Origin of the sequence: Micromonospora sp. CA-248212 (assembly GCF_050948405.1) — a bacterium.
Taxonomy (GTDB): Bacteria; Actinomycetota; Actinomycetes; order Mycobacteriales; family Micromonosporaceae; genus Micromonospora.
The window spans coordinates 4,548,826-4,568,607 of sequence record NZ_CP192023.1 but is presented as its reverse complement, the minus strand read 5'-3'; the positions used below and the strand labels follow the sequence as shown (position 1 = coordinate 4,568,607).

The window sequence follows — 19,782 nt, the reverse complement described above, 5'->3', positions numbered from 1 at the left end:
TGCGAAGCGCTGGCGGTGGTGCGGCCGTCGTCGGGTCAGCGAGTGCTGCGGGCGCGTAACACCGCGTCGAGCGAATCCACGATCCATTCCCAGGATTCCAGCGCGTCGGGAGCGCTGTGTTCGAAACCGCCGGCCAGCTCCAAGCTGACGTAGCCGTGGAACACGCTGCCCAACATGCGGACCGCGTGGGTCGCGTCCGGCTCGTCCAACCCGTAACCCCGCAAGATCGCCCGAGCCATCTGCGCGTGCTGGACACCGGCACTGGCGGCCGCCGTTTCCCGATCGAGCCGGAGCCGGGTGGCGGCATAGCGGCCCGGGTGTTCCCTGGCGTAGTCGCGGTAGGCGTCAGCGAACGCGGCTAGCGCGTCCCTGCCGGCTCGACCGGCGACGGCATCGGCGACGCGGTCAGCGAGTTCCTTGAGCGCGAACAGCGCGATGCGGATCCTGAGGTCCTGTGAGTTCTTCAGGTGCGAGTACAGGCTCGGGACCTTGACGTCGAACCGTCGAGCGAGCGCCGAGACGGTGACCTGGTCGAAGCCGACCTCGTCGGCCAGTTCCGCCCCCGCTCGGGTCAGACGCTCCGGCGTCAGTCCTGGTCTATCCATCACGCTCCCCTGTCTGCCTACAGCTATTATGCTTCTACCTAATACCTGTAGGCAAATCGGTCGTGAGGTTGCGACTGACGCACCGTTCCGCCTGGTCGTCTGCGCGTCAGCGCAACGGGGAGTGCCAGGAGCGGTTCAGGGATCGTGGGCGCACACGAGGATGAGCCCTCGCAGCGATTCGCCGAGTTGGGCGACGACACTGGCTGGTCTGGCCGCCCCCGCCCTGGAGCGCCGGTCGCTACGAGCCAGAGCAGCCGCCGTGCTGGCGGACTAGGGCCTGTTTCATAAGAACTGGCCGGCCTGCGGCGGGCCCGGACGACGACCGGCGGCGTTGCGGTTTCGTCCGGATACAACACCGGTATCCGGACGAAACCGCGCCTTGCCGGATCGCCGCCCGGACTCCGCCTCGGCTCGACCGCCCTTATGAAACAGGCCCTAGCCGGCGGATTCGGTCGACTGGCGCTCGGCGGTGATCCGGAGGAGTCCTTCGATGCCGCGGAGGAAGGTCTCGGACACCAACGCGGGGTCGAAGAGGCATCCGGCTGCCATGGCACCGTCGCGGAGCATGACGAAGTGACGCGCGGCGGACTCTGCCGTCTCCTCCTGGACCTGCGCCATCAGCGTGGTGAGCGTGTCCAGGAACCATTGCCGGTGGGCGATGATCTCCTGACGTACGGGATGTTCCGTGTCTGGATACTCCGCCGCGGCGTTCAGAAACGCGCATCCACGGAATCCCGGGGACTGGATGCTCTCGGCGATCGAGTTGGCGATGGCCAGGAGTGGGGCGACCGGTCGTGCGTCGGCGGTGATGACCGTGTCGACCCCGCCGCGATCCATCTCATGGATCTCACGCAGGTAGGCGAGGATGAGATCGTCCTTGCTGGGGAAGTGCCGGTAGAAGGTGGCCCGGGTCACCTTCGCCTCGGCGATGATCCGATCTACGCCGACGGAATGGATGCCCTCCGAGTAGAAGATCCTGGTTGCCGTGGCAAGGAGCCGTTGGCGCGCCTCGGAAGGCCGGGCACCGGATGCGGTGGGCGTCATGTCGCCATGGTAGCGGATAGAACGTTCGGTCTAAGGGTCTCGACAGCCCTAGCCAGCGGTGGGTAGCGCAGGGTCGGAGGAGTGGATAGAACGTTCGGTCTTGACGATGTGGGTGGAGCGTGTCATGCTCGACAAGACAGAACGATCGGTCTCCCTAGCCCCTCCGCTGAAAGGGTCACCCGTGACCACCATTGCTGCTTCGCCCGGTATTTCCCAGACGGCCTCCGCGCTGCGGCGGCTCTACTTCGTCCGCTTCGCGTTCGCCATCGTGTGGGCCCTCGTGACGATCGCCACCGCCAAGGAGATCGGTCCGCTCGCGGTGACGCTTTTCGTGATCTACCCGCTGTTCGACGTGGGCGCCGCCATCTACGACCTCCGTTCGTCGCGGACCACCGGCTCGCCGACCCTGCTGTACGTGAACATCGCGGTAAGCCTGATCACGGCCGTCGGTCTGGGTGTCGCTGGCGCGTCCGGTATCCCCGCGATTCTGCGGGTGTGGGGCGCCTGGGCGATCGTCGCCGGTCTGGTCCAGTTGATCGTCGGTGTCACCCGTCGCAAGATGGGCGGCCAGTGGCCGATGATCATCAGTGGCGGCATCTCGGTCCTGGCTGGTGGGTCCTTCATCGCCGGCGCCGCCGCGGACAACCCGGCGCTGACCAACGCCGCCGGCTACGCCATTCCCGGCGCCATCTTCTTCCTCATCGCGGCCATCCGGCTCGGCCGCGCCGCGAAGGGCAACTGACATGACCACCATCGAGTACGACGTCATTGTGATCGGTGCCGGTCCGGTCGGGGAGAACGTGGCCGATCGGGTCGTCCGGGGCGGGCTGACCGCCGCGATCGTCGAGCGGGAGTTGGTCGGTGGTGAGTGCTCGTACTGGGCCTGCATGCCGACCAAGGCGTTGCTGCGCAGCGCGTCCGCCTTGCGCGCGGCTCGCCAACTGCCGGGGGCGCGGGAGGCGGTGACGGGAGACCTGGACGCGGCTGCGGTGCTGGGCCGGCGGGACTCCTTCGCGTCGCATTGGCAGGACGACGGTCAGGTGTCCTGGCTGGCGTCGGCGGGCATCGCGCTGCACCGCGGTCAGGGGCGGATCAGTGCCGCCCGCGTTGTCGAGGTGACCGGCGTCGACGGTGTCACGACGACGCTGACCGCGCGGCACGCCGTGGTCGTCGCGACGGGCAGCAGCGCCCTGTTGCCGGATATCCCGGGGCTGCGCGAGGCGACGCCGTGGTCCAGCCGCGAGGCCGCTTCGGCCAGTTCGGTTCCCCGTCGGCTCGCCATCATCGGTGGTGGCGTCGTGGCCGCCGAAATGGCGACCGCGTTCGCCGCCCTGGGGTCCGCGGTGACGGTGCTGGCCCGCGACGGTGTGTTGCCGTCGGCGGAGCCGTTCGCCGGTGAACTGGTCACCGAGTCGTTGCGCGAGGCCGGCGTGTCCGTACACCTCGGCGCGGAGGCCGTCGCCGTCAACCGCGACGACAGTGGAGTCGTCCACCTCAAGACCGCGTCCGGCGAGCGGATCGAAGCTGACGAGGTGCTGGTGGCGGTCGGTCGTACGCCGAACACCCAGGACATCGGCCTCGACCGGGTCGGGCTGGCGCCGGGCGCCTGGCTGGCGGTCGACGACACCCTGCGTGTCGTCGGCGGCGGCGAGTGGCTCTATGCGGCGGGCGATGTGAACCGGCGGGTGCTGCTGACCCATCAGGGCAAGTACCAGGCGCGGGCGGTGGGCGACGTGATCGTGGCCCGGGCGAAGGGTGCGAAGGTCGAGGACGGCCGGTGGGGCCGGCACGTGGCGACGGCTGACGAGCGGGCGGTGCCGCAGGTGGTCTTCACCGATCCGGAGATCGCGTCGGTGGGCTTGACCGCGGCTGCGGCCGAGGCAGCTGGGCTGCGGACCCGGGTCGTGGACTACGACCTTGGGGCCGTCGCCGGAGCTTCCCTGCACGCCGATGGCTACCGGGGACACGCCCGGATGGTCGTCGACGAGGACCGCAAGGTGATCGTCGGCCTCACCCTCGCCGGCCCGGACGTCGCGGAACTGATCCACGCCGCGACCATCGCCATCGTCGGCGAGGTCCCGTTGGACCGACTGTGGCACGCGGTTCCGGCCTACCCGACCGTCAGTGAGGTGTGGCTGCGGCTGTTGGAGACCTACGGCCGCTGAATTCGGGTCTGCGGCGTTAGTTGTGTCCGAAATAGAACAATCATTCTTTCCACTTTGAGGAGAGCCCCGTGCCGACCAAGATCACAATCATCATCGACAACCCGGCGAGCCCCGACGACTTCGAGCGGGCCTACGCGGACGTGAAGGCTGCCGCAGCGAAGTTCCCGAAGCTGCGGCGACTCGAGTCTGCGAAGGTGTGGCCGAAGGAGGATGGCACCGCTACCCCCGCGTACCGGACGCTCGACCTCTACTTCGACAGCTACGAAGACGCCTCCGCAGCGGTCGCGAGAACCGTTGCCGCTGATGTCTTCGGCACCCTCGCGGGGACGCAGGTCCCGTTCAAGGGCCTGTTCTCGGACATCGAACAGGCTTGACGATCAACGCTTCCCGGGCGTAGGCGGAAAGGACGCCTGCGCCCGGTTCGTGCGCTGCGGCGGCCTCGGGGACCGCTTCCGCCGCAGCCGACGAAACACCTGGTCGACCTCGAGCTTCGGGCGGCGAAATTTCAGGGTTGGAGCGTGCGCAGCATCAGTGCGAGATAGCGCTGGGAAGCCGTCACGGCGTCGGGCCCAGCGGCCAGGACGACGCCGTGGTGGGCCGCGATCAGCAGCCGGAAATCGGCGACGGTCAGGTCGGCGCGGACGGTGCCCATCGCCTGTGCCTGCTGCAGCAGCCGGGCGATGACCCGTTCGGTCTCCTGCCGCTCGTGGTCGAGCCCGCGTCCGGTGACCACCGCCTCGACGTAGGCCCTGGTGAAGCCTCTGTCCTGTAACTGGTATGCGCAAAGCGTGCGAATCAGTTCCCGCAGCGCACGCGCCGGGTCCGGGTCGCTGAGGGCTTCGGCGTGCATGGCCGCGCAATCGTTCCACTGATCGCCGTAAGCGTCGGTGATGAGGCGGTCCCGGGTGGGAAAGCGCCGGTAGACGGTGGCGACGGACACACCGGCGCTGCGAGCGATCCGAGCCACCGTGACGTCCTCGCCCTTCTCGGCGAAGGCGCGCCGTGCCGCGGCCAGGATTCGGCGTCGCTTCTCCTCGGCGTCCCAGCGCATCAAACGAGCGTACGCGCGGACGTTTCTCCGCATGAAGAAGTGCAACAACCGTACGCCGCGATACCTCAGTCCGTTGCCGGGCCTACAACGAGGGTCGGACCGTGGTACCTGCTTCGATACGCGACACGAAGGGGAGATCATGGAAACGATGGAGGGCACGACAAGCCTCGTCACCGGCGCGAGCCGGGGCATCGGCCGCGCGATTGCCAAGCGGCTCGCCGCGGCTGGGTCACTGGTGGTGGTGCACTACGGCACGAGCGAGTCGGCCGCGCAAGAGACCGTCGCGCAGATCACCGAGGCGGGTGGCGCCGCGTTCGCGGTCGGCGCGCAGCTCGGCGTGGCGGGTGATGCCGATCGGCTCTGGGCTGGCGTGGAGGCCGGGTTGGCCGAACGCGGCGCGCCGCGCGGCATCGATGTGCTGGTGAACAACGCGGCGATCGGCGGGGCCACGCCGACGCTTTCCACCGCACGGCCGGATGACTTCGACGAGTTGTTCGCGATCAACGTGAAAGCGCCGTTCTTCGTGATCCAGCGGGGCCTGAACCTGCTCCGCGACGGTGGTCGGATCGTCAATGTCTCGTCCGTCGCCACCCGGGTCGCGATACCCGGCACTCTTGCGTATGCCATGACGAAGGGCGCGATCAACACGCTCAGCGTCACGCTGGCACAGGAACTGGGCCCTCGGGGTATCACGGTGAACGCGGTGATGCCTGGGACCACCGCCACCGAGAACAACGTGGCCTGGTTCGCCGCCCAACCGGCGCTACGCGAGGTCGTCACCGGGCTCTCGGCCCTGCGACGGGTCGGAGAGCCGGCGGATATCGCGGACGTGGTCGCCTTCCTTGCTTCTCCAGCCGCGCGATGGGTGACCGGCCAGGTGATCGACGCCTCCGGTGGGACGCATCTCGGTCTCTCCGTCGACCAGGGGCCGCCGGAGTAGCCGCGACCGGGTTGCGTTGTGGTCCCTGCGGCGCTCAGCGGGCCCGTATCCCGTTCAGCACGACATCGAGGTAGTGGCGGCCGGCGGCGGCTTGCTGTTGCGTGTCGGTGGCTGGGTGCATCCTGGCCGAGAAGGCGACTCCACACATCAGTGGCGTCATGTCGGCGAGCGTGATGCCGGGCGCCAGCAGCCCTGCGGCCCTGACCCGTACGAACAGCGTGTTGAACAGCGAGGACAACTGATCGAGCAGGTCCGCGGTGCCCGGCAGGGTGGTCGTGGGCGTGGACAGGACCGAGGACAGGGCGGCGTCGAGTAGTTGCGCGTCCACGACCCTGACCAGGAGATCACGGAAGGCCGTCCAGGGGTCGTCCTGCTGCGCGGCCCGTTCGGCGGCCTGGATCAACGTCTCAAGTCCGTCCACCGACACCGCCTCGATCAGTGCCTGAGGCGTCGGGAAGTGCCGGTATACCGTGGCGACGCCAACGCCGGCCGCGCGGGCCACCTCGTTCAGCTGAATCGGGGTGCCGTCCGCGACCAGTTTCCGGCCAATCTCGATGATCCGCTGGCGGTTGCGTACTGCGTCCTTACGGGGCGGCGAGGCGGTCACTCCTCCAGCATAAGCGGATAACAGCTCCACTTGCCCCCACCTGGAGCCGTGGCCCCCAATGGGAGGCTCAGGCCGGCGAAACGGATGGCCCATCCGGTTCGTGCTACGGTTGGCAAACGGATGGTCCATCCGTTTCACCGATCGCTCGGCTCTGGAGAGAACATGCGGATCCTCATCACCGGCGGCACCGGCTACCTGGGCTCGGTGCTCGTCGAACACTTCGTCGCGGCAGGCCACGACGTGGTAGCGCTGACCCGGTCCCCGGAATCAGCGGCCAAGGCGGCAGCGGCGGGTGCGTTTCCTCTGCTCGGCAACCTGACCGACACCGCGCTCCTTGAGCAGGCTTCCGCGGAAGCCGATGCGGTGGTGCACACCGCAGTCGACTACTTCGGTGGCGAGGACGCGATCAGGGCAGAGGCCGCTGCCGTGGCGGCGCTGACCCGTGGGGCGGGCAGGGCAGGCACCGGCAAGCCGTTCCTCTACACCAGCACGAACCTGGTCTACGGGCTCGACCCCGACCATTCCCGCGACGAGGACGCGGAACTGCCGGAGCCGGGCCCGCAGCCCTTCAAGCTCGTCGGCGAGCGACTGGTGCGCGAGGCGGCGGGCCTGACCGGCCTCATCATCCGCGCGGGTCTGGTCTACGGTCGGGGCGGCTCCCTGCTGTTGACCAGTCTGATCGACGCCGCGACCCGCTCGGGCGCGGCCACCTACATCGACGCCGGCGACAACGAGTGGACCCCGGTGCACGTGGACGATCTCGCCCGCCTGTACCTGACGGCCCTGGAGCGCCCGGTAGCGGGCATCTACAACGCGGCCGGACCGCAACAGTTCAGCTTCCGCGAACTTGCCGAGGCGATCGCGGATCTGACCGGAGCCACCGCGACCTCGATCACCGCCGAACAGGCGGAGAGCGCCATGGGGCCGATGGCCGCGTTGCTCCGATCCTCGGCGCGCATCACCTCCGACAGAGCGCGCACCACGTTCGGCTGGAGCACCAGCGGTCCCGCCCTCCCGGAGGACGTACGCTCCGGCTCCTATCAGGTCGCGAACAGGTGAGCCCCAGCCTGGTCAGCCGAGGTGTCGTCGGTGGCGGGGGAGTCGGGCAGCGGGAGCATGGCCAGGGGCACGTGGTGCTGCCCGGCGTGGATGTCCCGGTCGCGCAGGCTGCCCTGCGCCACCGGGCGCGGGAACGAAATCTTGACGACGTTCAGCGCCGGTATCCGGAAGATGCGGATGGTGTCGGCCGGTACGCCGTAGAGGCGGGCGACCAGCGGCGCGTCCAGGAAGCCCGGGTCGGCTACCAGGGCGTACCCGGCAGTGTCGCGCATGAACAGTTCCATCGTCACCCAGAACGGGCCGGCGTTCTTCGACCGGACCTCCAGCGCGAGGTCGGCGACGGTGCGGGGGTGGGCGTTATCGGACAACACTGTCCTCCGGGAGGTGGATGCGGAAGAGGCTGGTGGGCGAGTCCACGTCGACGACGTGGTGGAGGACGAACTCGTACGCCGCCCCGCGCTCGGTCTCGGCGGGGGAGTAGGGGAACGCGAGGCTGGGCAGGTAGTCCATGTCGGGCGTGGGCAGGTGCAGCATGAGCGGATTGGCGATCTTCGCGACGGCGGTGGCCGTCTGCTGATCCGCGGCGCGGACCAGGAGCATCACGCCGACCTCGCGGGGTGTCCGGGTGTCCGGGTCCTTCGCCTCCAGTACGGCGTCGTAGCCGTACAGGCGGATGTCGAAGGCGTAGTCGTCGGCGCTGAGCCCGAGCGTCTGGGCGACCCGATCCGTGGTGACCCGCCGCAGCAGCTGCGCCCAGGTGGTGATCTGGCCGAGGATGTGCGGGTCGCGGATGGCGGTGAACGACATCGTCTCGTAGCCGGTGATCCGGGCCCCCTCAAGCTTGTTCGTGTACGGGGCCGGCTCGAACCGGGAGCCCTCCACCCGTACCCGCCGCTCGTCCAGGGCCCGGTAGGTGGCGTCGGCGACCATCAGCGTGCCGGCCGGTTCCCGCATCGAGAACGGGTCGGCGGTCTCGTAGAGCATGTGCGCGGCGACCGAGGTGGGCGTGCAGGCGACGGCCGGGTCCAGCGGCTCGATGATGAAGCCGGTGGCGTCGATGGTGGCGAAGACCCCGCTGGAGCGCGGGTTCGTGGTGCACTGCGCGCCACACTCGATGATCTTGGCGGCGTGCCAGGTCGGGCCGGTCGGCATGCCGGCCATCAGCGGGAAGGCGGCGGCCACGGCGGTGTCGGTGGCGCGCCCGGCCAGTACCACGTCGGCCCCGCCCGCCAGCGCCTCAGCGATCGGCTCATGGCCCATCATCGCCACGATGTGCTGGCAGCTGTCCAACGTCGCCGGATCGAGGTCGCCGGCCGGCGGGAGCGGGTGGATCCGGCCCCGGTCGAGATGGTCCTTGAGGTCGGTGGCCCGCTGCTCGCTGTAGATGGTGGCGACCCGCAGGTCCAGCCCTTCCTCGGCCAGGATGCCGCGGGCGATCCCGGCGACCCAGTCCACGCCGGAGTCGGTGCCGCTGGTACCGCACGAGCCGACGATCAGCGGGATACGCGCTTTCGCCGCCGCCCGGAGCAGCAGGCGCAGGTCGCGGGCCACGGCCGCCGCGGTGGTCTTGGCCGTGCCGGTGCCCAGATAGTACGGGCCGGAGTCGGTGGACCCTCCGTCCACGGCGATGACGTCGGCACCGAGTTCCAGCCCACGGTCAACGATCTCGGGCGGGAAACCCGAGCCGAGCATGCCCGAGGGCACGAGAATGCGTACGCGGTCGGCGGTCACGGTTTCCTCATTTCGGGGGTACGAGCCGGTCATCCGACGGTGGCGGCCACGGCGCGGCCGGCCTGGCGGCCGGAGAAGAGACAGCCGCCCAGGAAGGTGCCTTCCAGCGCGCGGTAGCCGTGCATGCCGCCGCCGCCAAACCCACTGGCCTCGCCGGCGGCGTAGAGCCCGGGTACCGGCTGACCGGCACCGTCCAGCACCCGACCATCGAGGTCGGTGTGCAGGCCGCCCAGGGTCTTGCGGGTGAGCACATGCAGGCGTACGGCGATCAGCGGCCCGGCCTTCGGGTCGAGGAGTCGGTGCGGCGCCGCCGTCCGCATGAGCCGGTCGCCCCGGTAGTTTCGGAAGTTACGGATGGCGGCGATCTGCATGTCCTTGGTGAAGCTGTTGGCCAGCTCCCGGTCGCGCGCCTCGATCGTGCGCTGGATGTCGAGCGGGTCCAGCAGTGGCTCGTCGGTGAGCGCGTTCATGCCCTTCACCAGCTCGTCCAGCCGGTTGGCCACGACGAAGTCGGCGCCCCGCTGCTTGAATGCCTCCACCGGCGCCGGCGCGCCGGCACGGAGGCGGCCGAGTACCTGTTTGACGCTGCGACTGGTCAGGTCCGGGTTCTGCTCGGAGCCGGAGAGCGCGAACTCCTTCTCGATGATCTTCTGGGTGAGAATGAACCAGCTGTGGTCGTGGCCGGTGGTGCGCAGGTGGGCGAGCGTGCCGAGGGTGTCGAATCCGGGGTAGAGCGGCACCGGCAGCCGTCGTCCGCGCGCATCGAGCCAGACAGAGGACGGCCCGGGCAGGATCCGGATGCCGTGCTTGTCCCAGATCGGGTTCCAGTTCTGGATGCCCTCGACGTAGTGCCACATCCGATCCGGGTTGATCACGGCGCCGCCAGCGTCCTGCGTGATGGTCAGCATGCGGCCGTCCACGTGGGCGGGCACGCCGCTGATCAGGTGGGTGGGCGGCGTACCGAGCCGTGCCGGCCAGTTGCGGCGGACCAGGTCGTGGTTGCCGCCGATACCACCGGAGGTGACGATGACGGCCTGCGCGGTGTAGGCGAAGTCGCCGATCTCCTCCCGCGAGCTGGCGCTGCCGCGGACGGCCTCGCTGGGCTCCAGGACCCGGCCCGTGGCACCGACCACCGCGCCGTCGCTGACGGTCAGCGCGTCGACCCGGTGCCGGAAGGCGAACCGGACGAGGCCGCGGCCGGCCGCCTCCCGCACGATCGCGATGAAGGGTTCGAGCAGGCCCGGTCCGGTACCCCAGGTGACGTGGAAGCGGGGCACCGAGTTGCCGTGTCCGGTGGCGTCGTAGCCCCCGCGTTCGGCCCAGCCGACGATGGGGAACATCTTGACGCCGAGGCTCCGCAGCCACGCGCGTTTCTCGCCGGCGGCGAAGTCGACGTACGCCTCGGCCCAGCGCCGTGGCCAGGCGTCCTCGGGGCGGTCGAAACCGGCGCTGCCCTGCCAGTCCTGCCAGGCGAGTTCGGTCGAGTCGCGGATGCCCATCCGGCGCTGCTCGGGCGAATCGACCAGGAAGAGCCCGCCGAACGACCAGAACGCCTGGCCGCCGAGGCTCTGCTCGGGCTCCTGGTCCAGCAGCAGGACGGATCGGCCGGCGGCGACGATTTCGGCGGTGGCCACCAGTCCGGCGAGGCCCGCGCCGATCACCATCACGTCCGCGTCCGCTGTTGTGGTGGTCATGCCGGCTCCTTCGGTTCGGTGAGCGAGTGGGCCGGCCGGCCGTCGAGGGCGGCGACGAGTTCCTTGGCACCCTCCATCCCCGCGGCCAGCCGGGCCTCGGCAGTCTGCCCGGCCATATGCGAGAAGACAGTGATGCCGGCCACGCCGCGCAGGATGCTGTCGGCGGGCAGCGGCTCCACGTCCACCACGTCGAGGGCTGCGCCCGCCAGCCGGCCGGACCGGACCGCCTCGACCAGGGCGGCCTCGTCGACGAGTGGCCCGCGGGCGGTGTTGATCAGGTGCGCGCCCGGCTTCATCCGGGCCAACGCCGCGCTGTCGATGAGGTGGCGCGTGAGCGGGGTCAGTGCGGTGTGGACCGACACGAAGTCGGCGGCGCGCAGCAACTCGTTGAGCGTGACCCGGGTGACCGGCGCGGGAAGGCTGCCGGTGCACAGCACTGTCATGCCGAAGACGGCGGCCAGCGGCGCCACCCGCTGGGCCACCGCGCCCCGCCCGATCAGGCCGAGCGTCTTGCCGCGCAGCTCGTGGCCGTCGGCGCGGGGCCAGCCGCCGGCGGCCACCCCCGCGGCCATCGGCACCAGGCACCGGGCCTGGGCGAGCAGCAACCCCAGGGTGTACTCGGCCACCGCGTTGGCGTTGATCCCGGGCAGATTGCTCACGCTGATCCCGAGCCGGCCGGCGGCGGCCACGTCGACGGAGTCGTACCCGACTCCGGTACGCACGACGGCGCGCAGGTCCGATGCCTGGCGCAGCACCTCCGCGGTCATCGGCTCGTTGGCGATCAGCGCCCCCTCGACGCCGGCCAGGGCCGCGATCAGCTGCTCCGGCCGGCGTGGTCCCCGCATGGGGTCGTGCCGGGTCGTGAAGCCGAGCCCGGTCAGGTAGGTGTCCACTTCGTCACCGGGGGCGAGGTAGTCAGTGGTGATGAGGATGGTCGACATCATTCGCTTCCCGTGAGGGTGCCGGCCCGGTTGGCCGGGTGCACACGCTGCAGGCGTTCGAGACGTACGACGACGAGCATGGCGAGTAGGGCGAGCACCGCGATGTAGAGCAGCATCCCGTCCCAGCCGACCAGGTCGATCACGCCGCCGATCAGGGCGGGGCCGCCGAAGCCGCCCAGGTACCAGGTGACCGCGTACAGGCCGGTGTAGGCGCCGAACACCCGGCTGGACGGCGCCAGGTTCCACAGCGCCACCGCCGCGTTGATGGTGAAGGCGGCGGCGCCGGCCGAGGCCACGCAGAACGCGACGACCGTACCGGTGGCGGTCTGCACGATGGCGCCCGCCGCCAGCGCGACGGCGAAGACGGTGATGCCCACGGCGATGATCCGCAGCCGTCCGAAGCGTTCGGCCAGCAGTGCGGCCGGATAGGCGGCAGCCACGTAGACGATGCCGCTGGGCAGGGTGAGCCCGCCCGCGTCGCCGCGGCTCAGACCCAGCGCCTCCATGCCGTACGGCGTGATCAGCGACCGGGAGGCGAACCATGCCCCGCCGAAGAGCAGGACGGTCAGCAGCAGCAGGAGCCGGCGGCGATCCTGGTCGGTGAACAGGCCGGAGACGATCTGCCGCAGCGGTTGGCTGACCGCGGCGGGGCCGGCGGAGGCCTCCTCGGCCACCGCGGCCTGGTAGGCCGCCGACTGGCTGTCGCGCACCTTGGCCAGCAGCACGAACGTGGCGGCCAGCATGATCACCGACGGGATGACGAAGGCTGCCCTTGGATGCTCGTCCACCACGAGCAGGCTGATCAGCGACGCGACGATGATGGTCAGCGCGGTCGCGATCTTCACGACGGCGTTCGCCCGGCTTCGCCGTTGTGGGGGCAGGAAGTCCGGCACCAACGACTCCGCCAGCGGTCGTGTGGTGTTGGCGATCAGCGCGTAGCAGAACATCACCACGACCAGGGTTGCCAGCGACGTGGTCCACGGCAGCAGGACGAAGACCAGCGCGGCCAGGGGCATGCCCACCGCGAGGTACGGGATCCGCCGTCCCCACCGGGTCCGGGTGTTGTCGGACCGGTTGCCGATCCAGGGCTGGATGAAGATTCCCAGCAGGTTGTCCATCCCCATCAGCGCGCCCACGAGCGCCGCGCTCGTCACGTGCTCGCGCAGCAGCACGGGCACCTGATTGTCATAGAAGTCCAGGTTGATTCCTGAGCGAAGAGTGCGAGGGCTATGAAGAACGTGATCCGCCGGTTGGACACACGTCCACCTCCTTGTGTCCCAGGTCACGTTAAATTGCTGTAGCAAACTCATCAACAGTTGCAAACGAACTTGCTATGTCATGCGCTAGAGTGCGGTCATGACGACAGCCGGCACGCTCGCCGACCAGGCGTACCGACAAGTTCGCACCGCGATCGCCACCGGCGAACTCGCGCCGGGGGAGAAGGTCACCGAACGCGGCATGGCCGAGCGGCTCGCGGTCAGCCCGACACCGGTGCGTGAGGCCCTGCGCCGGCTGGAGCTCGACGGGCTGATCGAGCGGATCGGGCCGCGTACCGTGCTGGTCGCCGCCATCCGCGACGCCGCCATCGACGACCTCGCGGAGGTGGAGGTCGGCCTGCGTGGCCTCGTCGCCCGCTTCGCCGCCCGACACGCCACCGCCGAGCAGCTCGACGCGCTGGACGGCATTCTCGACCGTGCTGACGACCTGCTGATCCTTCTCAAGGAGCGGTCCGCCCAGGGCGGGCCGGTCGAGCGGCACCTCGCCGAGCTGTTCGACACCATGCAGCAGTTCAACGACACGGTCAGCGCCTGCGCGCACAACCCGGTGCTGGTCCGGATGCTCGAGCAGAGCCGCGTGTTCTCCCGCCCGCAGCGTCGGGAGCTGCTTCTGCAACGGGTGGCGGAGGACGACACGTTCGGCCTGGAGCGATACAGCAGCCACCGGGCCCTGGTCCGGGCGCTGCGTGCGGGCGACTCCGCCGCCGCGGAACGCATCGCGCTCGAGGACTCGCAGGGCGGCCTCGCGGCGCTTCGGGAGGCGCCGTGACCACCCACCGGATCGCCGTCATTCCCGGTGACGGCATCGGCAAGGAGGTCGTCCCGGCCGGCCTCGACGCGCTGCACGCCACCGCACGTCGTTTCGGCCTGACGCTCACCTTCGACAGCTTCGATTTCGCCAGCGCCGACTACTGGCAGCGGCACGGCGCGATGCTGCCGCCCGACTGGGAACAGACGCTGCGGGGCTACGACGCCATCTTCTTCGGCGCGGTGGGCTGGCCGGAGGTCGTGCCCGACCATGTCTCGCTCTGGGGCAGCCTCCTGCAGTTCCGGCGGGTCTTCGACCAGTACGTGAACCTGCGCCCCTGCCGGCTCATGCCCGGCGTCCGCAGCCCCCTGGCCGGCCGGCACCCGGGCGACATCGACTTCGTCGTCGTCCGGGAGAACACCGAGGGCGAGTACTCCAGCGTGGGCGGACGGATCTTCGAGGGCACCGACCGGGAAACCGTCCTACAGGAGACGATCATGACGCGCGTCGGCGTCGACCGTGTCCTGCGCTTCGCCTTCGAGCAGGCCAACCGTCGCCCGAAACGGCACCTGACGTCCGCCACCAAGAGCAACGGCATCTCCATCTCCATGCCGTACTGGGACGAGCGGGTGGCCGCGATGGGCGAGCGGTTCCCCGACGTTCGCCTCGACAAGTTCCACATCGACGCGCTCGTGGCGCAGTTCGTGCTCCACCCGGAGTGGTTCGACGTGGTCGTGGCCAGCAACCTGTTCGGCGACATCCTCCCCGACCTCGGCCCGGCCTGTACCGGCACCCTCGGCATCGCCCCGAGCGCCAACATCAACCCTGAGCGTGAGCACCCGAGCCTGTTCGAGCCCGTGCACGGCTCCGCACCCGACATCGCCGGCAAAGGCATCGCCAACCCGATCGGCCAGATCTGGTGCGGCTCGATGATGCTGGAGCACCTCGGCCACCCCGAGGCCGCCGCCCACCTGCTCGGCGCGGTCGAGGACGTCCTGGCGTACGGGCCCGGACAGGCACCACTGACCCCCGACCTGCACGGCACCGGCACGACGGCGGAGCTGGGCCGGGCGATCGCCGAGAGGGTCAGCGAACGCCCGTCCGCCACCGCATGAGGTGGCGGCGAACGGACCGCTCCGGGTGCCGTTGGGTGTGCGCGGAGTCGGGCATGCCGGTTCCTCTGGGTGATGCTGGTACCGACGGGCGGCACCTTTGCGTCGATCCTGATGAGGGGCCCGAACCGCGGGCCGTCACCGGGTTACGAGACATTGCTCAGTCTTCGTCCTGCCACCTGCGCAGATCCGTCTGGTCGTGATAGGGCATGCGGTCCGGAGTGGTGATAAATTCCATCGTCGTGCCCCAGGGCGTGCGGCAGTAGCAGACCTTGTTTCCGGGACCTTGTTCGGTGGTATAGGGAATAGCGCGAGGCTCCGTGAGGGGAGTGCCTCCGGCTCTTCTGAGGCGCTCGACCGAGGCGTCGATGTCGTCGGTGTAGAGGCCGAAGTGCGTGATGCCGAAGTCACTCGGTCGGACCGGCTGGGCTTGTTCGGGGCCGTGCATTTCGAAGAGTTCGAAATCCGGTCCGGTTCCGATCTTGACCATCGCCTGCGCGCGCACGGCCGTTCCGGGGTGAGCGCCAACGGCCCGCTCGAATTCGGGTCCCTGTCGGGGCGGATCCTCCGGTCCGAAGGACTGGTAGATCACCTGGGCGCCGAACGCTTCCACGAAGAACGTTTTCGCGGCTTCGATGTCGGGCACCGTGATGCCGATATGATTGACGCCGCGAATGACAGGTGGGGTCATGACCGTATTCCTTTCTTGTTCAACCGATCGACCGGCACGGGGTGTGAACGCAGTTCGCCCGTAGTGTCGCGATCCGCCCGGCCCGCGATGGCGCAGTCGCAGAGCTTCACTTGGCCGTGAGGAACTCGATCAGGGCGGCCGCGACCTCATCCGGCCGTTCCTCCGCGAGATGGTGGCTGGACCGCGCGATCGGGCCGCCCGTCACATTGCTGGCGAACTCCTTGAGCATCGGCACCATCTGTGCGCCGAAGCGCTGGTCCCCGCCGAGACCCAGCACCGGAATATCGAGCGGTTGCTTCTTGTAGTCGAGCGCGGCCGCATGGTCGGCGGCGAGGGTCCGATACCACTCCATGCCGCCGCGGGTGCGACCAGGAAGCGCCATCGCCTTCGCGTAGATTTCGATGTCCGCCGGATTGAAGGTGCTGTGATCGTAGAACCGCTCAGCCATGAAGGTCGAAATATACTCATACTCACGGCCGTGGATCAGGCGCTCGGGCAGATCCCGGTTCATGTGGAAGCTGAAGTGCCAGAGCTTCGCGGTCGACGCCTCCCACTCGGTCCAGCCGGGAAGCGGAACGTCCAGGACGGCCAGGTGGCTGACAGCCTCCCGATAGGTGGTGGCCTGCGGCAGGGCGACCATCCCGCCGATGTCATGTCCGCACACGGCATAGCGCTTATGCCCAAGGGCAACCATGACTTCGTGCGCGTCGCGTGCCATCGTCGCCTTGTCGTAGCCGTCGAGCGGGCAGTCGGAAAAACCCGCGCCGCGCAGATCGATGGCCACCACGCTGAAATGCTCGGCCAGCAGCGGCATCGCACGGTGCCATCCCCACCAGGTCTCCGGCCATCCGTGAAGCAGAAGGATCGGCGGGCCTGAGCCTCCGGTGACGGCGTTGACCTTGATGCCATTCGCCGGCACCAGTTGCTGGCTGAACCCCTTCAAGGTTGCGATCATGGCCGCCCTCCAGTCAGAGGTTGACGTTCAGACAGGGTTCGCGGCCAGCGCTCAGGGCTGGTCGAATTCGATGGCGGGCGTGTGTTCCGCCAGGCGTCGATATCGCAGCGGACGGCAGTCGGCCTTCGCTCAGCGATCGAGTGTGCGATCGGGCCGAACGAAGCCGGGCGTCGTCGTCGTCGACCGCCTCGTCAACCCCGCCGAAGGTCTCGACCGCCGTTGCGTCCGCTGCCTTGGCTGCCGCCGCATCGGTCACGTCCAGCGGCAAGGTGATCGTGCGGCCACCGAGAACCGCGGCCTTTTCCTCGACCGTCTTCACCTCGCGGGCCGGCGCGATGGACCGATCGCGCTGTGCCTCAGCGAGCGCGGGCCGCCGGACGAAGCCGCTCAAGCAGCCTGTTGTGAGCCACTTTTCAATAGCTCCTCTCCGAGTTGTTTCCAGACGGCGTAGAGCTGTCGCCGCCACGAACCGCCATATCGGCCATGATCGACCAGTCCTTGCGCGCCTGAGGTCAAGCTACCGCGACCAGGTAGGTTCCGGGCACGTAACTGGTGAGATCCCATGAGAGCGTGGTTGGGAAGGGTCCTTGTGGGCCGCGTAGCCGCATAACAACGGCGATCCGGGCCGGCAGGTGGCGCGGCGGCTGCGCGTCTTGGCTACCCCTCCGATCTGCCCGATGCCCAGTGGGCGCTGATGAGGCGTTCAGGCTGGGTCGCCGATGGACATGAAGTCATCCGCCAGCAGGGCGTTCAAGCGGTCGGTGTCGGCGTGCAGTTCGGCGTGGTCGAATGCTTGCTGGAGTTCGCGGATGTCAGCTGTCACGTGAGGGTCCTGTCGCGCGCGCGTGGGGTGGTAAAAAGTCTTTGTCGAGAAGCGCTGATGGCAGTGTGTTTCACATCGTGACGACGAGCTTGCCGGTCGTGTGCCGGCGGACGAAGTCGACGCATGCTTGAGCGCCCTGGTCGAGGGTGTAGCGGCGGCCGATTGTGGCCGGTAGTTCTCCACGGACCGCAAGTTCACCGACTTCCCGCATCCCGCCGAAGGCGCCGTCCATGTCCAGCACGAAATGCAGACCGACGTCGTCACGGCCAATCCAGTCCTGCTGCGGTACTGGGTAAGTGATCGTGAGAAGGCGTCCACCCGGGCGGATGACGCCTGCGACTCCGGCAAGGTCGTCACTCGGCAGGGTCAGGTTGATCGCGACGTCGACGTCGGAGGGGTATTCGGATTCCGCGTACCCGATGGTTTGGTCGGCGCCGAGAGCGCGGAGGATGCCGGCGTCAGCGGCGGTCGCCGTGGCGATCACCCGAGCCTTCGCGGCGGCGAGCAGCGGGACCACCGCGGTTCCGACGCCGCCGGTCGCGCCGACGACCAGGACGGTTTCTCCTGGCCGCACCTTGGCGGTTGCCATCAGCGCCCGTGCGGTCAGGCCGACGATGGGCAGGGCGGCCGCCTGTTCGATGTCGAGGCCGGCCGGGCGGTGCGCCAGGAACGGGGTGTCGGCCTCGAAGACCGCATACTCGGCCAGTGAGCCGGTGCTCAGCGACGGCCGGGTCGTACCGGCCATCGCCCGCAGCGCCCGCGGCACAGCCTGACCGAAGACCTCGTCGCCGACCTGGTAGGCCATCACGCCCACGCCGACCTCGCTGACCGTGCCGGCGAAGTCGTTGCCCGGCACGTGTGGGAACTCCAGTGGCACGACGTCACGGAAATCGCCGCTGGGCAGCCGGACATCGGCCGGGTTGATCGAGGCGGCGGCGATCCGGACCTGGATCTGCCCCGGCCCAGGCTGGGGCACCGGCACGTCCCCCACGGTGTATTGCTCGGGCGGCCCGTAGCCGGTCACGACAACTGCCTTCATGCGCTTCCTCCATAAACGGACCGGGCGGTCATGTTATCGGTCGCCAAGCTAGCAATAAACGGACCGCGCGGTCAACTTGCTAGGGTGGCAGCGTGACCTCGACCCGCCCGTTGCGTGCCGACGCCGCCCGAAACCGGCGGCTGCTACTGGCAGCCGCCGCCGATGAGTTCGCGGAGCGTGGCCTGGACGTCTCGGTCGCCGACATCGCCCGCCGGGCCGGCCTCGGCAAGGGCACCCTGTTCCGTCACTTCGCCACGAAGGATGACCTGCTCGCCGCGATCGTCCTCGACCGGATCGACGCGCTCAACGCCGTCGGCGAACAGTTGCTCGACGCAGCGGACCCGGGTGCCGCGCTGCTGGAGTTCCTCACCGTCGCCGCAGACCAACAACGGCAGCGCGACCTGTCGTTCCTGCAGGAAGCCGGCGAACTGAACACGGACGTCACCAGGGCCCGCGAGCAGATGTTCCGCACAGTGCACGAGCTTGTCGATCGGGCTCGTGAACACGGCGCCGTGCGGGCCGACGTCACCGGCGCCGACGTCATCCTGCTGATGTGCGCACCCAACTACGTCACCAGCTACGTGCCGGACGCCCCGCCCGACCTGTGGCAGCGATACCTTGCCATCATCTTCGACGGCCTACGTCCGGAAGGTGCCCACCCGCTGCCCCACCCGCCGCCAGCCGCCCCTTGACGCCGCAACACAGGGTCTGACCGCCGATGCTGCTGGCGCGTCTGGGTTCGCTCGGCTGAACGCGCTTACGGGGGAACGGAGACCGCCGGCCGCACCTGGTTGAGCATGGTGGCAAGCAACGTCATGGACATGTCTATGACGCAACATCACCGCACAATCCACCAGCGGATCGGCCGACCCAAGATAAACGGCGAGCCCGTACGCTGGGACGGTGATCGACTTTCGTGCGGCGGTCGAAGCGGGCGATCTCGACGCCATTGAGGCGTCGCTGGCCGACAACGTGGTGTTCCGCAGCCCGGTCGCGTTCAAGCCCTACCAGGGCAAGCCGATCACTGCCGCGATTCTGCGGGGTGTGTTGCGGGTGTTCGAGGACTTCCGGTACGTCCGGGAGTTGAGCGGCGAGGGCGGTCGGGATCACGCGCTGGTGTTCGAGGCGCGGATGGGTGATGTCGCCGTAGAAGGCTGTGACTTCCTGCATCTGGATGAGAGCGGCCTGGTCGACCAGTTTACGGTCATGGTTCGTCCGCTGTCCGCCGTGCAGGCCTTGGCCGCCGCGATGGGCGCCGAATTCGACCAGATCCAGCGCGAGGCGACCACCGGCTAGGTGT

Annotated in this window: 22 protein-coding genes; 9 read left to right on the top strand and 13 right to left on the bottom strand. The window is 69.0% G+C overall.

The window, feature by feature from the left end:
* Nucleotides 1-35: 35 nt before the first annotated feature.
* Nucleotides 36-605 (bottom strand): TetR/AcrR family transcriptional regulator, encoded by a 570-nt coding sequence (locus ACQP03_RS21570; protein WP_433458144.1) that lies wholly within the window; start codon nucleotides 603-605, stop codon nucleotides 36-38.
* Between the two features lie 435 nt (nucleotides 606-1,040).
* Nucleotides 1,041-1,649, bottom strand: coding sequence for a TetR/AcrR family transcriptional regulator (locus ACQP03_RS21565; protein WP_357124728.1), 609 nt, complete (start codon nucleotides 1,647-1,649; stop codon nucleotides 1,041-1,043).
* A gap of 181 nt (nucleotides 1,650-1,830) precedes the next feature.
* Between ACQP03_RS21565 and ACQP03_RS21560 the strand changes: the two genes are divergently transcribed.
* From ACQP03_RS21560 to ACQP03_RS21550, 3 genes are all read left to right on the top strand, one after another.
* Nucleotides 1,831-2,391 (top strand): hypothetical protein, encoded by a 561-nt coding sequence (locus ACQP03_RS21560; protein WP_363661140.1) that lies wholly within the window; start codon nucleotides 1,831-1,833, stop codon nucleotides 2,389-2,391.
* A 1-nt stretch (nucleotide 2,392) separates the two neighbouring features.
* Nucleotides 2,393-3,814 carry a dihydrolipoyl dehydrogenase family protein gene (locus ACQP03_RS21555; protein WP_363661139.1) on the top strand — a complete coding sequence of 474 codons (1,422 nt, stop codon included), beginning with the start codon at nucleotides 2,393-2,395 and terminating at the stop codon, nucleotides 3,812-3,814.
* Between the two features lie 68 nt (nucleotides 3,815-3,882).
* A complete protein-coding gene (locus ACQP03_RS21550) occupies nucleotides 3,883-4,188 on the top strand; it encodes a hypothetical protein (RefSeq protein ID WP_433458141.1) in 306 nt (101 codons plus the stop codon).
* A 131-nt stretch (nucleotides 4,189-4,319) separates the two neighbouring features.
* Here the strand turns inward: ACQP03_RS21550 and ACQP03_RS21545 are convergent, their stop codons facing one another.
* A complete protein-coding gene (locus tag ACQP03_RS21545) occupies nucleotides 4,320-4,865 on the bottom strand; it encodes a TetR/AcrR family transcriptional regulator (RefSeq protein WP_433458139.1) in 546 nt (181 codons plus the stop codon).
* 31 nt (nucleotides 4,866-4,896) lie between these two features.
* Here ACQP03_RS21545 and ACQP03_RS21540 point away from each other — a divergent pair, with 31 nt between their 5' ends.
* Nucleotides 4,897-5,805 (top strand): SDR family NAD(P)-dependent oxidoreductase, encoded by a 909-nt coding sequence (locus tag ACQP03_RS21540; protein ID WP_433458137.1) that lies wholly within the window; start codon nucleotides 4,897-4,899, stop codon nucleotides 5,803-5,805.
* A gap of 34 nt (nucleotides 5,806-5,839) precedes the next feature.
* On the opposite strand, the gene ACQP03_RS21535 is transcribed toward ACQP03_RS21540, so the two are convergent.
* Complete coding sequence (locus ACQP03_RS21535) at nucleotides 5,840-6,412, bottom strand: TetR/AcrR family transcriptional regulator (RefSeq protein WP_357124748.1); 573 nt, start codon at nucleotides 6,410-6,412, stop codon at nucleotides 5,840-5,842.
* A 162-nt stretch (nucleotides 6,413-6,574) separates the two neighbouring features.
* Here ACQP03_RS21535 and ACQP03_RS21530 point away from each other — a divergent pair, with 162 nt between their 5' ends.
* Complete coding sequence (locus tag ACQP03_RS21530) at nucleotides 6,575-7,471, top strand: NAD-dependent epimerase/dehydratase family protein (protein WP_357174002.1); 897 nt, start codon at nucleotides 6,575-6,577, stop codon at nucleotides 7,469-7,471.
* Here the strand turns inward: ACQP03_RS21530 and ACQP03_RS21525 are convergent.
* The 5 genes from ACQP03_RS21525 to ACQP03_RS21505 form a co-directional block, all read right to left on the bottom strand.
* Complete coding sequence (locus ACQP03_RS21525) at nucleotides 7,453-7,839, bottom strand: DUF4387 domain-containing protein (protein ID WP_357124754.1); 387 nt, start codon at nucleotides 7,837-7,839, stop codon at nucleotides 7,453-7,455. The genes ACQP03_RS21530 and ACQP03_RS21525 overlap by 19 nt on opposite strands.
* Complete coding sequence (locus ACQP03_RS21520) at nucleotides 7,829-9,202, bottom strand: acyclic terpene utilization AtuA family protein (protein ID WP_433458134.1); 1,374 nt, start codon at nucleotides 9,200-9,202, stop codon at nucleotides 7,829-7,831. Before ACQP03_RS21520 ends, ACQP03_RS21525 begins: the two co-directional genes overlap by 11 nt.
* A gap of 29 nt (nucleotides 9,203-9,231) precedes the next feature.
* Complete coding sequence (locus ACQP03_RS21515) at nucleotides 9,232-10,896, bottom strand: FAD-binding dehydrogenase (protein ID WP_433458132.1); 1,665 nt, start codon at nucleotides 10,894-10,896, stop codon at nucleotides 9,232-9,234.
* On the bottom strand, nucleotides 10,893-11,741 hold the full coding sequence (locus ACQP03_RS21510; RefSeq protein WP_433461197.1) for an NAD(P)-dependent oxidoreductase: 849 nt from the start codon (nucleotides 11,739-11,741) through the stop codon (nucleotides 10,893-10,895). Before ACQP03_RS21510 ends, ACQP03_RS21515 begins: the two co-directional genes overlap by 4 nt.
* A gap of 95 nt (nucleotides 11,742-11,836) precedes the next feature.
* Nucleotides 11,837-13,015, bottom strand: coding sequence for an MFS transporter (locus tag ACQP03_RS21505; RefSeq protein WP_433458130.1), 1,179 nt, complete (start codon nucleotides 13,013-13,015; stop codon nucleotides 11,837-11,839).
* Between the two features lie 178 nt (nucleotides 13,016-13,193).
* Between ACQP03_RS21505 and ACQP03_RS21500 the strand changes: the two genes are divergently transcribed.
* Complete coding sequence (locus ACQP03_RS21500) at nucleotides 13,194-13,883, top strand: GntR family transcriptional regulator (protein ID WP_357124771.1); 690 nt, start codon at nucleotides 13,194-13,196, stop codon at nucleotides 13,881-13,883.
* The gene (locus tag ACQP03_RS21495; RefSeq protein ID WP_433458127.1) at nucleotides 13,880-14,977 is read left to right on the top strand and encodes a tartrate dehydrogenase; all 1,098 of its coding nucleotides are present in this window, start codon (nucleotides 13,880-13,882) and stop codon (nucleotides 14,975-14,977) included. Before ACQP03_RS21500 ends, ACQP03_RS21495 begins: the two co-directional genes overlap by 4 nt.
* A gap of 157 nt (nucleotides 14,978-15,134) precedes the next feature.
* On the opposite strand, the gene ACQP03_RS21490 is transcribed toward ACQP03_RS21495, so the two are convergent.
* From ACQP03_RS21490 to ACQP03_RS21475, 4 genes are all read right to left on the bottom strand, one after another.
* Nucleotides 15,135-15,665, bottom strand: coding sequence for a VOC family protein (locus tag ACQP03_RS21490; RefSeq protein ID WP_355047774.1), 531 nt, complete (start codon nucleotides 15,663-15,665; stop codon nucleotides 15,135-15,137).
* Nucleotides 15,666-15,771: 106 nt separating this feature from the next.
* Nucleotides 15,772-16,620, bottom strand: a complete 849-nt coding sequence (locus tag ACQP03_RS21485) for an alpha/beta fold hydrolase (RefSeq protein WP_433458125.1) — start codon at nucleotides 16,618-16,620, stop codon at nucleotides 15,772-15,774.
* A 13-nt stretch (nucleotides 16,621-16,633) separates the two neighbouring features.
* Nucleotides 16,634-17,011 carry a hypothetical protein gene (locus ACQP03_RS21480; protein ID WP_357173985.1) on the bottom strand — a complete coding sequence of 126 codons (378 nt, stop codon included), beginning with the start codon at nucleotides 17,009-17,011 and terminating at the stop codon, nucleotides 16,634-16,636.
* Between the two features lie 502 nt (nucleotides 17,012-17,513).
* The gene (locus ACQP03_RS21475; RefSeq protein WP_357173982.1) at nucleotides 17,514-18,482 is read right to left on the bottom strand and encodes an NADP-dependent oxidoreductase; all 969 of its coding nucleotides are present in this window, start codon (nucleotides 18,480-18,482) and stop codon (nucleotides 17,514-17,516) included.
* 92 nt (nucleotides 18,483-18,574) lie between these two features.
* Here ACQP03_RS21475 and ACQP03_RS21470 point away from each other — a divergent pair, with 92 nt between their 5' ends.
* Both ACQP03_RS21470 and ACQP03_RS21465 read left to right on the top strand, forming a co-directional pair.
* Nucleotides 18,575-19,174 (top strand): TetR/AcrR family transcriptional regulator, encoded by a 600-nt coding sequence (locus tag ACQP03_RS21470; RefSeq protein ID WP_357124786.1) that lies wholly within the window; start codon nucleotides 18,575-18,577, stop codon nucleotides 19,172-19,174.
* A 211-nt stretch (nucleotides 19,175-19,385) separates the two neighbouring features.
* On the top strand, nucleotides 19,386-19,778 hold the full coding sequence (locus ACQP03_RS21465) for a nuclear transport factor 2 family protein (protein WP_357173979.1): 393 nt from the start codon (nucleotides 19,386-19,388) through the stop codon (nucleotides 19,776-19,778).
* The last annotated feature ends 4 nt before the right edge of the window (nucleotides 19,779-19,782 follow it).